Here is a 13,773-nt window from a genome sequence, read left to right as displayed (position 1 = left end):
GTCAGTCATTCACCCTGAAAAGAAAAACATCCTGCCTTACGGATACTATATCTTTCTGCAGGAGAGTTCCATTTACAGGAGAACGCCAGACGCCCGCGTCATCATAATATCTAAATCCCAGGCTGTAGATCAGGTCAAGCATCTCCTTGAATATTTTCGCCTCGTTAGCGTACCTGACAAGTGACAACTCCAAAACAAGCACATCAATTTGCGCCAGGGTTTTTTGGGCGCCCGCCAGCACCATGTGTTCGGCGCATTGAACATCTATTTTCAAGATGCCGTGGCCCGAGAGTTTTTTGGCAGACGCGATGTTGTCAATCGTCGTAATTTCGACAGGCACACTTTCATAGCATCGAAAATCAGCCGGTCGAAGCAGCGAGCTTCCGTAAAGATCGGGTGAGACTTGCAGTGATGTTTGACCCGTTCCATTTGATGCTGCGGCTTCGATCCATTCAAACTCAGGATTCGCATCCGAATAGCAAGTTGACATGTCCCGGTATTTCGAGGCAAGGGGGTCAATTAGAATGTAGCGTGCATGCGGGAACACTCTCTTTACCGTATCAGACCACACGCCGCATGAAGCGCCAACATCAATTACGAAGTCGGGAGCACATCCGGCATTCCTCAGCCGTTGCATGCAGTGGTATGTTTCCTGAAAATTCCGGAATACATCCTTCGGCGCCGGTGCCTCAATAAAGCCAACCAGATCGCTTTCGCTGCGCGGCATTAATTTTTCGTATTTATCATCACAAGCCCTGCCTAATGCAAGCGAGTTCCAAATCCAATCGCCAGCCTCGGCGGCGGAAAATAAATCCGCGTTTTCCGCCTTGGTGCGCCAGATTGACTGCCGTGTTCCCGCAGTGGAGACCTTTTCTATCGCCTCGCGAAAAGCAGTTGCGTTGTAATCGCACGTAACACCCAAATGAAACCGCTTCACGAAACGTGCGGCAGCCGTTTTTTGGCTTCCCAAAACAATCACAGGAATGTTGCAGACTGAGAAAAGGAACGGAAGCCGGGATGGAAGGCTTAGCGCGGCAATGCTGACCCGATCATCATCCAGGTCGAGCGTTCCGGAAGGCACGATGGCATACTTGTACCGCTTGCACACGCGCTTTAATTCAGCTTCCGACACAAATCCAAAATCAAGTATGCCGTCGTTAACAAGTTCACTTTTGTATGTATCCAGCCACGCCGTCCCCGAATTGCCATACCAATGAATCTTTGTACCCGACTTATGGATAGTCTCCCGAAGGAGGCATAGCCACTTCGGACTCCACACATTCCCGATCATCAGGCCGGCATCCGGTGCATCATTTTGCGGATCGGCAGTTTCAGGCTGGACCTGGATCAGTTCTGGCTCAACAACAGGCGGAAGCAGGTAGAATTTAAGCCCGAACTTTGTCTCGTATGCGTCCCGCATCTCGGGCGAGATCGCAAGCCGCAAGGCCGCCTTTTCGAGTGCCTCCTTCATCAGGGAGTCTGGAATTCCATTGAAATGCACATTCTGGTCATCCATGACATACACACAAAGCGGTACATCGAATATTTCCTTTATGGCCAGGGCGGAAAGCAGGCAATCGCTGCAATAAGGCACGCACACGACCCTCTCCACGGATATTTGCCTGAGCGCCTGTTCTACATTCCTGAAAACATCCCTGCGCGACAGACCGGTGTGGTTAAGGCACAGGTCGATGTCACCAAAGTGCTGCTCGCCATAATGGTTTCTGGATCGGATGGAAACGAGATTTGGAGTCCGGCCAAAGAGCCTTTTGACCAGAATCCCGGTCCCATGCCGTTGATTGACTTCGTTTACAGTAATGATGACGCTGGCATGCGAAAGCCTGACGGCACATTCCGCGGCAACCGCGTGGAGGCCGGGCGCCATCGGCTGGACTTGATTGATGCTATCACACGCTTGCGCTAATTCATTGCGCAGGCGGGCCGCTTTTTCAAATACATTGGACTTGTTCTCCATGGGCTATCTCTTTCATTCTTGCCTGATGGGCGCGGCAACCGCCGCTTAGCCGCGCGAATCTGGCGATGCGGGTTAAGTTAGGCCCATATCGCGCATGGCCTCAAACCGTTCTTTGCAATAATCATAAATGCGATAATCCAAGGCGTTCTTTTCCTTGAACCTTGCAAGGGTTTGCATTGGGATGTCGATTTTGTTTCCATATCTGGATTCGTTAAGGACTCCATATTTACTGATATCGATTCCCGGCTTGTCAAGGATTGTTGCCAGGCAATCAAACCCCTCCTGGATTTTTTCAGAGAGGCCTACAAAAAAATAGCGGTCCACAATTTTACGGTAATTTTTTTCCGTGCATGGAAAGTATGATGCCAGCACATTTTCACGGCAAAAAAGATAATCCTCAATCTTTGCGTTATTGGAAAAAACCCCCACGGATGTGCAGTATTTGAACAACGAGATTACAAGTTGTAAGGGATCGCGTACAAACGTGACAACCCGGTATGCCGGGTTGCAGATTATTTCGGGACAGCGCTGATGCAGATACATGCGAGGCAGGTCAAAGTGTCCGCATAACAACTGCCGGTCTGTCATCTTTCGAATATCAATCCTGTTCGCGATGAATTCCTCAAACTGTTCATTTACGACCATCCTCGAAGACTCCGCCATGTCCCGGAGAGTGACTCCGTTTGTGACGAATTTTTGCAACCTTTCATCCAGGATAAAGTCGGAAGGGGCGGGCGGGCTTTGTGTTGTCCTGTAGTCCTCGATGCAGTCAAACCATTCCCCAAACGCGATGCGCATTGTTGTTCCTGCGCATTTCGGAATATGATGGAAAATATGCCGGTATATGAAGCTGTTCGGCTCCCATGACTCGCCGGAAGGGTGTTTTGGCGCCGAAGGCGATCCCGTCTCATGGCCGGTTGTTTCTCGCATTGTACCTGCGGAACATAGAAGGGGGCAAAAGCGAATCAAGTTGTTTTTGCCCAACAAAAGACGACTTTGGTCAACAAGCGGTTTTTTTTAAATTATATTAAGCACGCAAAATTTTCTGTCTCAAAAGAGCGCAAGGACTGACTCAAACCCCTTGCTCTTCACGGCTGGAAGGATAGTCTGTGCCCTGTCTGTTTTCGAGAAGGAGGGATACCATGAAATTGGCCGCAGTGCTGTTGGTTTTCAAAGAACAACCGTTTTTGATTCCGGTTTTATCGGGCATTTATCCGGTGGTGGACACGATTTGCGTGGTAACGGCCTATGATCGTAATTTCAAGGGGAAATACGTCGAACCCGACGAAACCGTTTCCAAGTTGCTCGATTTCCCCGATCCAGACAACAAACTGCGTTTCGTACTGCGTCGTGATCTCGAAGCCTTGCCCGGTAAAGAAGCCGAATCCAAATTGCGCAACGCGGCGATTTTCCAGGCGCCGGATGCGGATTATTACCTGATTGTGGACAGCGACGAGGTCTGGGAGAGCAAGGTATTGGGTGAGGCTTGGCGCCGTGTGCAGAAGGAACGCCTGGCGGGTTATCGCGTTTCCACAAATTTTTACTTTAAAAAATGGAATCTGCGCGGCGTGGAGCCGGGCGATGGCTACAGGCCTCTAGTTTTTTTGAAAAGGGGGTTTGTTTTTGAGAACTGCCGGAATGTGAATTGGTGGAAACCTGCGCGCTGGCTGGAATACCTGCGCACGGGGCGTAAGCCCAAGACGGTTTATTTCCCGAAAGAAATCCGGATGCATCATGGTTCAAGTTTGGGTGACGATGCCCGCATGAAAACCAAGCTGCTCAACTGGGGTCATGCCCATGAGGTGGATCCAACCTGGTTTGAAGAAGTCTGGCTGAACCCGCCCGCCATAAATGCCCGCCACTACATGCACAAGGATATTTTACTCTACGAACGGCTGGAGCGCATTCCGACTGCAGATCTGCCGCCGGAAATCACCGCACATCAATGGCCTGAGGGCTGGATTGATCGATAGGAACTCCGCCAACGGACCTAACATTCTTTAAAGCTGATGAAAATCCGGATTTTGGAGATCGGCGCAGGCTCTTATTTCAAGCAGATCCGCCCATCCCAAGTCGATTATTACCAGATCGGGAAAAAAGCCCCGGACGCAACCAACATGACCTTCCGCCTTTTTTGCGGGTTGAAGCGAAAGTTGGCCTGCGGAGAGTATGATGTGGTCGTGGCATCCTTTTACGGCATTTGCAGTACTCCCTGGCGGCGCGAACGAAATGCGATCTCCAATCTTATTCAAATCCTCCGCTGTTGCTGCGGACGATTTCACGCTTTCGGCCCCTGGATCATCCTAGGGTTGGTGCAGGGAACATCTGTTCCGCTGATTGTGGTGGATCGAAAGGATGATCCCGCGTTGATTCCACCCCAGTTTTTCGGCTTGTTGAAAAAATGCCGTACATATTACTGGCGTGAAATGCCTGTAAAAATCGAAAATGGTTTTATGTTCACAACCGGACGTATGGAAGACACCTCGGCTGTCCGAAAAACGGAAGTGTTCCGGAAAAATCATGCGAAAATCAAACCCATCTCATTGGGGCTGAAATATGACGAAGCGGCCAGATCCATCGATCCAAGTTCGCCCAAGGACATCGATATTCTCTTCATTGGAACCTGCAAGGGCGAAATGTCCCGGGAAACCGGAGTAAAATTATTGGAGGAACTACGCAGGGAAGGGTTTGCCGTGGAGATCATTCTGGGCCGGGGAATCCCCCGGAAGGAATTTCTTGAAAAATGTGCGCGCTCCTGGCTTGTCTGGTCTCCCGAAGGGCATGGCTGGGATTGCCATCGCCATTATGAAGCCTGCATGGTTGGAGCCGTCCCATTGATCAATTATCCCCGCATCTTGCGATACCGACCCCTGATCGACCGTGTGCATGCCTTTTATTACGGAGTCGAGGGAGATGACTTAAAGCGCGTGGCCAAGCAGGCGCTGGCAGACAAAACCGCGCTACATGCCATGTCGGTAGCCGCACGACGCCATGTGTTGGAATACCACACGGACGACAAGCTGTTTGAGTACGTATTTGGCGCATAAAATAGACTTACTACGACAAAACACCATTTACACGCCATATAAATTATCTATATGGCGTATAAATGAATTTTATGGCATTATATTAGATTTATATGGCGTATTTTATGTTTTGCGCCATAATAAAGCGGAATGCCAAAAATCATCACGGAAAGTGATTTGCTCCCCGTTCTGGAAGTATTTCGGAACGTGTTGGATCCCATTTCAATCGAACAGGCTGAAGCACTGCTGTCCGGGCAGGTGCCCCGGCGGACTTTGCAGCGACGTCTAGCTGCGCTCGTGAAGCAAGGCCGGTTGTCGCCGCAAGGACAGCAGCGGGGGCGGCGCTACCGCCTCAATGAAATTTCTTCCGGCTTAACTGTCAAGGAACAACCTGCGGAAATAAAACGCAGTGAACTGCCGCTTTCATCCGCAGCAAGCAATATCTTCCGGAGCATAATGCGCCCATTATCAAACCGGCGTCCGATTGGGTATCAGGCCTCTTTTTTGGAAAAATACCGCCCGAATGCTTCAGCCTATCTTTTGCCGGAGCATCTTTCGAGGCTTGCAGCCCTGGGGCAGGCGACGGGAGCGCCACAGCCTGCGGGCACCCATTTCCGAAAGGTGCTGGATCGCCTGCTCATAGACCTGTCATGGAATTCGAGTCGGCTCGAAGGCAACACGTATTCATTGCTGGAAACCGAACGGCTTCTGGCTTTGGGCGAAAACGCGGAAGGACGGAACGCAAAAGAAGCCCAAATGATTTTAAACCACAAGGCCGCAATCGAATTGCTGGCGGAACAGGCGGACGAAATCGGCTTCAACCGCTATACGTTGTTCAATCTGCACGCATTGCTCGCGGACAATCTGCTGCAAAATCCAAACGCTGCGGGAAGGTTGCGCGCCAATCCAGTAGGCATTTCCGGAACTGTCTATCATCCTCTGGAGCAGCCGCAGATGATAGAAGACCATTTCCAGCTTGTGCTGGATAAAGCGGCGCAAATCCAAAACGCCTTCGAACAGGCATTTTTTGTTATGGTTCATATTCCGTATCTGCAGCCGTTCGAGGATGTGAATAAGCGAGTTTCACGCCTTGCGGCCAATATTCCGCTGGTGCTGCGCAATCTTTGCCCGCTTTCGTTTGTGGATGTGCCGAAGGATGACTATGTCAACGGTATCCTCGGGGTGTATGAATTGAACCGCGTTGAGTATTTGCGGGACGTGTTTCTGTGGGCCTACGAGCGCTCGTGCGCCCGCTATTCGGCCGTATGCCAGTCCCTGGGTGAGCCGGACATGTTCCGGTTGAAGTACCGGACACAGATCCGCAATGTGGTTGCGGAGGTGGTGCGCGGCGGAAAAAACAAAACTGCCGCTGTCAAATGGATTGCAGGCAGCGCGGACGCCTTGATTCCGGCCCCTGACCAACCGCGCTTTGTTGAGATTGTAGAGACGGAATTAAGCAGCCTGCATGAGGGTAACATTGCCCGTTACCGCCTTCGTCCCGCAGAATTTCAAGCGTGGAGGGAAACCTGGCGCTAGAATCGATTGCAATTGCCCGCAGGAGATCCTAAGAATTCCAAGCGCAGATTCAGGAACAGCGCAAAAACACAGTATTTGACAATGCCGGTCGGGAATATTCATGAAACATTTTGCATGGTTTGACAGCTTGCGATTTCTGGCGGTATTGCTGGTCATGTTTTCCCACAGTTGGGATTTGACCGGCAGCCTGCCGGGTATTTCCGGATGGCTTTATCATTGGATCAGGGAAATGGGCTGGATCGGGGTGGATTTCTTTTTCGTGCTCAGCGGATTTTTGGTTTCCGGTCTTTTGTTTGCGGAATACAAGGCCACGGGAAATGTGCGGGGGAAGCGGTTCTTGATCCGGCGCGCATTCAAGATCCTTCCATTGTTTTATGTTCTGGTATTGGTTGCAGCCGTGATGAGTGTTGCCGTCGGTGAGGCGTCAGGCATGAAATTGGCGGGGCGTATTTTCAGGGAAGCCTGTTTTTTCCAGAGCTACCGGCGCGCCATGTTTCCGCACACCTGGAGCCTTGCCGTCGAGGTGCATTTTTACCTGCTGTTGGCCGGCATGTTCTATCTGTTGCTGCGCTGCAATAAAATTCATTCCGAAAAGCTGCAAAAGCTGCCTTGGATTTTGCTGGGAGTTCTGGTGTTTTGCCTGTCCGCCCGGCTGATTCAATGCGGATTGGAACCGTCGCGTTTCAATTTTTTCAAGCAATTAAATCCATCGCACCTGCGCGTGGACAGTCTGGCGGCAGGGGTCCTGTTGCGATATCTGTATGATTTCGAGCCGCAGTGTTTGTCGATATTTGCACGTTTCAGAATTGCCTGGGTGGGATTGGCGGTGGTGATGCTCTGGCCCGCCACCCAACTGTGGTTGCCTCATTCCTGGTATGTGACGGCTTTAATTCCAACGAGTTGTTATCTTTCGGGCATCATCATTTTGGCGCAATTGGCCGATTTACCATGGCCCGCGGCGGGCTGGGGCCGGGCGCTGGCATGGCTGCCTGATTATCTGGGACGCCATTCCTACGCGATCTATCTCTGGCACCTCGCTGCCAAGGACTGGTTGGTTGCCCGGATCTTTGCCGGGCATTCAACATTCATTCTTACGCTTGCTTATTTCGCCGCCGCGTTTGTTGTTGGTTGTTTGTTATCGGAGGTTCTGGAAATGCCAATGTTGCGTCTCCGCAACCGCCTGTTCCCAAGCCAGATAAAAAAATAGCCCGCATAGGTTCAGCGTGTGTCTTTCCACTGTTGTGCAGCAGCGCCAACAGGTTGATTATTAAAATGAGCGCAAAAAGACCGGGCAAAAAAGCTCGGCAACCCAGCATCCGGGTTATAACGTGCATGCCCTTGGTGCTTTCTCCAAGGCCTAAGGGCAAGAAAGGCACCTGGTGGATTTCCCATGAAGCGTGTGAATCATGCAAGTTGATTGTGAACGCAAACGAACCGCAAATTTGCCTGGTTGCAGGCAGCCTGCAGGAACCGTCCGGTTGCAATCCGGCGGGCGGGCATTTTTTGCGTCTTGCCCGGCTCTGCCGGACCCGTTTTGGCTCTGTAACAGTTCTTTACACGGGCCCGGACGCCGGGCTTCGAGCTTCAATCGAGAGATCATTGTCCAGCTCCGGAATACATCTGGTCCGGCTGGAAAGGCTGCCTCTGGAACCCCACGACAAGGCGTATTGGGGATTCATCAATCAATCCCTGGCGGTGTATGATTTTCTAAAAAAACAGGATTATACCCATGTCCTCTTTCAAGAGCATCGCGGAATCGGATTCCGTTCCGTCCAAGCCAGGCGAATGGCGGGCGATTTTCAAAATACGCTGCTGATGCTTGCCATTTTTGACCCTTCAGAACGAAGCCTTGAAGCGGGGGAAACATGGCCGCGCTGGCCCATCCCGGCTGCATTGGCATCCTGGTGTGAACGCTATGTTTGTGAACACGCCGACCTGGTTGTATTTGGCAGCGATGAAATCAAGCGTCGGATGGTTGAAAACCAATGGCCCGTGCCGACGGACAACCGGGTACTGCCGTTTTTCACGGACCGTTTAAAATCACAAGCCAACCTAAAATGTAATCGCCCCGAGCTGGACCCGCTTGAACAGGAATGGCTGGAACTTTTCAAAAAGCAAGCTGCTCCCACCAATAAGCACGACGTGATCCGGAGTAAAATCGCGCTCAACCCGCCCCTGGTCTCGGTCGTCATTGCCCATTATAATCATGGCCGGTATCTGCCGGAAACTCTGGCTTCTTTGGAAAAATCCGCCTACCCGAATTTTGAAGTCATTGTGGTCGATGATGGCAGCACGGACGGGTTTTCCCTGCGTGTATTTCACGAGTTGCAGGAACAGTATCCCGCCCCTCGATACACCTTTATTGCCAAATCTAAAAATCAAGGAATCGGAGCCAGCCGGAACCATGGCGCGGCCCTGGCGAAGGGTGATTATTTGGTTTTTGTCGATGCCGACAATATAGTCCTCCCGGAAATGTTGGAATCATTTATCGAAGGGATTGAACTGAGCGGCGTCGATTGTTGCACCTGCTTTTACAAAGCCTTTGAAGACCGGCCGGACCCCTTGCGAATCCCGTGGGTTGTCACTCCGGCGGGACAAGCCATGGAAGCCGGTTGGGTGGAAGATGTTTTTGGGGATGCCAACTGCATTGTCAGGCGTCAGGTTTTTCTGGCTTTGCAGGGATTTCCGGAAGTGCTTCTGTTGGCTGAGGATTGGGAATTTTTTATCAATCTGTCCCGCAGCGGTTACAAACTGGATGTTATTCCCAGATTTTTATTTTGGTATCGGGACAATCCCACAGGATGCAGGAGAAGCGGCAGTCGCTATCAAAAGTACAAGGCAATTTTGGATGCTTACGCGAGCGGACTGCCCGAATTTTACAGGAGAATTTTGAAACAAATCGCGTATCCGCTGGCCAGTGATTCCGGATATCCGCCGCAACGATGGCTTTGGCACGAATTGGAAGAAAATCTGAAGATGGAGCATCGTTCGCTGGTGCAATTCACTTATTTCATTATAAAGCAAATCGAACAGTTTGTTCGAAGGAAATATCTCTACCGCATTCGTTTCAACCGCAGGAAGCCGCGGTAAACGCTGAGCTTTATTTGCCTCGTGTTTAAGGTGCAGGCGATTCTTGGCTCGAACTTACTCAACACATCAGGATTGGAATGGAGGGTTGGCGGAAGCAACATGCCGCCGCGCCAGATCCTGCTGGCTGGCCGGGGTGCGGAACAGCACGGCGATGCCAAACGTGACGCAGGTTCCGATGGTGATCCACCAGGGAAATGAGATCGCAGGCAGCCAGTGCGGTTGCGTCCATTCCGCCCGTCCAAACAGCAAGGGCAGTTTGCAATACAGCCCGCTGAAAAACGTAACCGCCAGAAAACCGGACAGCATGGCGGGCAAATTTCCGGCTTCGTTGCCGCGGCTGCGGGTGAGCATTCCGACCAAAAAAACGCCCAGCAACGGCCCGTAGGTGTAGGCGAAAATGCCGAGCACGATGGGAATGATGCGGGAATCCTTGACGGTAAGCACCACCAGGGCCGTAAGCGAGCCGACCACGATGAGCGCAATGGCAAATACCACGGTGCTCCAGCGCAGGGCTCTGACCTGGCTTGTTTCATCTGCGGCGGGGTTCAAATACGGCAGGTACCAATCCTGAATAAAGCTGGTGGCCAGGGCATTAAGGGCGGTACTGAGCGAACCCATGGCCGTGGCAAAAATACCCGCAATCAACAATCCTCTGACGCCAACCGGAAGTTCGTGCAGGATGTAGTAGGCGAAAATATAGGGGTTTTTGTCCGGGAGATTCGGATCGGGATGAAATCTGTAAAACGCCCACAGCAGGATGCCGACGAGAAGAAAGACCATGACGAGCGGAATATCGGCCAGGCCGGAGAGAACGACGGCGAGCCGGCTGCGATGGTAATTTTTGGCCGTCAACATGCGTTGGACCATGTCCTGATCGGTTCCGTGCGTGGCCATCGTAATAAAGGTGGAGGCAAAAAAGGCCGCCCACAGGGTGTATTCGTTTTTGAGGATGTATTTGAAATTTGCGCCCCAACTGCGCGTGGCATCAATCCCCGTGTCGAAAACGGAAAGGTCGCCGGGCGCTTTCAAACAGGACAAGGCCCCATGCCAGCCGCCGGGAATATGCCTCAGCAACATCCAGATCGCGAATGCGAGCGAGCCGAACATAACGGCGGCCTGAATAACATCGGTCCAGACCACCGCCTTGATCCCGCCCAGGGATGTGTACAAAGTTGTGAAAAGAGTGAGCAACACAAGGGAGCCGATGTAGATCAGCAGTTCCTGGCGCAAGGTGGGTTTGGCGCCAGTGAGCATTTCATATCCGAGCACCAATACCACGGCGGCGATGTACAAGCGGGAGCCGCTGGCCAGTATGCGTGTGAATAGAAAAACAGCCGAGGCGGCGTTTTTGGTGCGCACGCCAAAGCGGACATGCAAAAATTCGTAAATGGAAATGACCCGGTAATCGTAATACGGCTTGATAAAGACATAACTGACAATCACCCGCGCCAGGAGAGTGCCGATGGCCAGTTGCGCGTAGGTGAAGTTGCGCAGCCCGTATCCCTCGCCCGGCGCGCCCAGGAATGTGGCGGCGCTGATTTCAGCCGCCAGGATTGAACCGAGCACCGCCCACCAGGGAATTTGGCGGTCGCCGATGGAAAACTGGCTGACAGTCCGGCTTTTGCGGCTGAACGAAAGGCCGACCCACACGATGGCGATGAAGTAGGCGGCGATGACAAGAAAATCGGGGCCGTAGCGCACCGGGCCATTCAAGACAGGCGCCGGGGCGGTGGCAAGCCTGCTTACAGGGGCTGATCATGGGAAATCACACCTGGCGTTTCAACGGGCGCAAGCCTGCTTACAGGGGCTGATCATGGGAAATCACACCTGGCGTTTCAACGGGCGCAAGCCGGCAGAACCTCGTGACTGTTAGGATTGCAATCCATGAAAGACGCGGAACCGTTCGCAACCGGCCTCCCCCATGAAGCGTTTTAAGAGCTTCTCATCGCATTGGCGCAAATCCGCCATCATCAATCCGTCGAGCGCGTCCGAAAAATTGCGGTCCACATTAAAGCTGATCAGCACCGCTTTCATGCTGATATAATGCCGTAACAGGACCGGGATGCCTTTGGAGTCCGGCTCCAGCGACGACACCAGGGCGGAAACGTCCTCCACATTGTCCATCAACATGCTGACATCCCGCTTGCACAAGCCTGAAACCCTCGCGGGCCTCGGCGGGTTCGACGCGCGGACATGGCGGGAACTTTCCCGGTCCTGCAGTTTGTCCCGCAGAAATTGCAGCATCAGATGCCGCGAGACCGGATGATAATCGTGGCTGATGCTCACCGGGCCGAATAGCAGATGGCAGGCAGGGTTGCGGACGATGAATTCCCCGATCCCGCGCCACAGCAGGGAAAGCGCGACATAGCTGCGCTGGTAATCCGACCGGATGAAAGACCGGCCCAGTTCGGCCGCCGACTCCAGTTTTTTCAAGAAGGGCTTTTTGAAGCGGAACAAGGTGCTGGTGTACAGGCCGCGCGCGCCGCGCCGGGCCAGGAGTTCGGATGCCACGCCCAAACGGTAGGCGCCGACCAGCTCATTTTTACCGCCATTCCACAGCAACAGGTGGCGGTAGTGCGGGTCGTACTCGTCCAAATCCAGCTCCTTGCCTGAACCTTCACCGACCTCGCGAAATGTGATTTCCCGCAATCGGCCGATCTCGCGCAACAAGTTTGGAATCCGGCATGCTTCCGCAAGATAAACGCCAAACTCGCCCTGGGCCGCGAGGCGCGCGCCCTCCGGCAAACCCGCAATTTCCGCCTCCAACAAGCGTGACGGAACCGGCGCAATGACGGCCATTTTTCGTTTCCCCTTGTTGGACCTGCCCGCGCCGCCGCGCTGCAGGCGGTTTCGCAGCAGGTAGGTGGCTGAACGCAAATATCTCGTTAGAGCAGCATCATCGGCGAAACGCCCGCATTTTAGCGCAGGAACCGACTGGCCCACCAGAAGCCGCATGGGATGGCGGAGGCAGCCCGCCAGTTCGCGGGGCAGAAGGGCTGTGCGAAGACGCGGATGGACCAGGCCCGAAAACTGAAAGAACCAACTGTTTTGGCCGTGAATGTAAATTGGAACCACGGAGGCGCATGAGCGCCTGATGAGCGAGGCGGCATGCGCATTCCACGGCGGATCCGTCACCCCCCGGTTCGAGAGCCTCAGGTGCGAAACCTCGCCCGCCGGGAAAACCACCAGCAATCCCCCGTGTTTCAGCCATTGCAAGGCATCCTTCATCGGACGGATGTTTTTTCGCGCGGAAGCATTTTGCCCAAACGGATCCACCGGAATCAGCCAGGGCCGCATCTCCGGCATGCTTCCCAGCAAATAATTTGCCATCAGCTTGACGTCCGGACGTATTTGCAGCATCAACTTGCCTAACAGGATTCCCTCCGCTCCGCCGAACGGATGATTGGCCACCACCACAACCGGCCCTTTGCGTGGAATGCGGTCCAGATCACCCTCCGGAATTTCGCAGGACAGGTCCATGGCCTGGACGCAGGCTTCAAAGAAATTGTTTCCGCGCGAGCAACCCAGTTGGGTGGCGGTATAGATGGCGTTGATCCGGTCCAGTGAAAGAAGACGCTCGAGCGGATCGCTGAACGCCTTGAGCAGGTGTCCGAGTGGCGCATTTTGCGTTAGGGCATCCAGGCGGATTAATTTACCCGATGTACTGCCAGAGACCGGCAACTCCTCTCCGGATCCGGGGGACCCTGCCGGCTTCATACGTGTGTGTAAATCCGCCTCGAAATAAGGCGTCTCCGATTCAAAAAAATTCTCATTCAGGCGGTTTTGTTGTTAACCCGGGTGTCGCCGCACCCCTGTGACTGCCACATTTTGGATTTGGACGCTTTGCGGTGTTTTTCAGAAGCGGGGTGAAACATCCAAGTTAAGATGCCTGAGCGACTCCGTCAAACAATCGACAGCCTTGTGACAAATTCATGACAATGCAAGAGCTAGTCTGAAATTGCTGCGTTGTCGTGCAGGTAAACAGACTGCTGCGCTTGCATATAAATAGCTGGAAATGGCAGGGTTGATTGGTAGGGTTCGTAACCATGAAATATGCCCTCTTTTTGCTCTTGTGTGTGCTGCCTTGCCTTCAGGCGGAAGAGTTGATCGAGAACGGTGATTTTTCCAAAGGAAAATCCAAATGGT

The 13,773-nt window shown here is 52.9% G+C and carries 11 protein-coding genes; 6 read left to right on the top strand and 5 right to left on the bottom strand.

Annotation, left to right across the window (positions count from 1 at the left end):
* Position 1: 1 nt before the first annotated feature.
* Positions 2-1,516 carry an FkbM family methyltransferase gene (locus PHD76_09850; GenBank protein MDD5262135.1) on the bottom strand — a complete coding sequence of 505 codons (1,515 nt, stop codon included), beginning with the start codon at positions 1,514-1,516 and terminating at the stop codon, positions 2-4.
* On the opposite strand from PHD76_09850, the gene PHD76_09845 reads away from it, so the two are divergent.
* Positions 1,496-1,924 (top strand): hypothetical protein, encoded by a 429-nt coding sequence (locus PHD76_09845; protein MDD5262134.1) that lies wholly within the window; start codon positions 1,496-1,498, stop codon positions 1,922-1,924. The two genes, PHD76_09850 and PHD76_09845, sit on opposite strands and share 21 nt — an antisense overlap.
* Positions 1,925-2,047: 123 nt before the next feature.
* On the opposite strand, the gene PHD76_09840 is transcribed toward PHD76_09845, so the two are convergent.
* On the bottom strand, positions 2,048-2,773 hold the full coding sequence (locus PHD76_09840; protein ID MDD5262133.1) for a hypothetical protein: 726 nt from the start codon (positions 2,771-2,773) through the stop codon (positions 2,048-2,050).
* 344 nt (positions 2,774-3,117) lie between these two features.
* Between PHD76_09840 and PHD76_09835 the strand changes: the two genes are divergently transcribed.
* The 5 genes from PHD76_09835 (at position 3,118) to PHD76_09815 (ending at position 9,627) form a co-directional block, all read left to right on the top strand.
* A complete protein-coding gene (locus PHD76_09835; protein ID MDD5262132.1) occupies positions 3,118-3,948 on the top strand; it encodes a hypothetical protein in 831 nt (276 codons plus the stop codon).
* A gap of 36 nt (positions 3,949-3,984) precedes the next feature.
* The gene (locus tag PHD76_09830; protein ID MDD5262131.1) at positions 3,985-5,022 is read left to right on the top strand and encodes a hypothetical protein; all 1,038 of its coding nucleotides are present in this window, start codon (positions 3,985-3,987) and stop codon (positions 5,020-5,022) included.
* A 129-nt stretch (positions 5,023-5,151) separates the two neighbouring features.
* Positions 5,152-6,537, top strand: coding sequence for a Fic family protein (locus PHD76_09825; GenBank protein ID MDD5262130.1), 1,386 nt, complete (start codon positions 5,152-5,154; stop codon positions 6,535-6,537).
* Between the two features lie 100 nt (positions 6,538-6,637).
* Entirely contained in the window at positions 6,638-7,744 is a 1,107-nt protein-coding gene (locus tag PHD76_09820) for an acyltransferase (GenBank protein ID MDD5262129.1), read from the top strand.
* 212 nt (positions 7,745-7,956) lie between these two features.
* Entirely contained in the window at positions 7,957-9,627 is a 1,671-nt protein-coding gene (locus PHD76_09815; GenBank protein ID MDD5262128.1) for a glycosyltransferase, read from the top strand.
* A 66-nt stretch (positions 9,628-9,693) separates the two neighbouring features.
* On the opposite strand, the gene PHD76_09810 is transcribed toward PHD76_09815, so the two are convergent.
* From PHD76_09810 to PHD76_09800, 3 genes are all read right to left on the bottom strand, one after another.
* The gene (locus tag PHD76_09810) at positions 9,694-11,328 is read right to left on the bottom strand and encodes a sodium:solute symporter (protein ID MDD5262127.1); all 1,635 of its coding nucleotides are present in this window, start codon (positions 11,326-11,328) and stop codon (positions 9,694-9,696) included.
* A 168-nt stretch (positions 11,329-11,496) separates the two neighbouring features.
* A complete protein-coding gene (locus tag PHD76_09805; GenBank protein MDD5262126.1) occupies positions 11,497-13,344 on the bottom strand; it encodes a lysophospholipid acyltransferase family protein in 1,848 nt (615 codons plus the stop codon).
* 230 nt (positions 13,345-13,574) lie between these two features.
* Positions 13,575-13,773, bottom strand: a 199-nt coding sequence (locus PHD76_09800; GenBank protein ID MDD5262125.1) for a hypothetical protein, incomplete at its 5' end; no start/stop codon positions are given.

The sequence above is a fragment of the Candidatus Methylacidiphilales bacterium genome (assembly GCA_028713655.1).
In the GTDB taxonomy this organism is placed as follows: Bacteria; Verrucomicrobiota; Verrucomicrobiia; order Methylacidiphilales; family JAAUTS01; genus JAQTNW01.
Note: the sequence above shows the minus strand (reverse complement) of the source record. Positions and strands in the feature narration are given on the sequence as shown.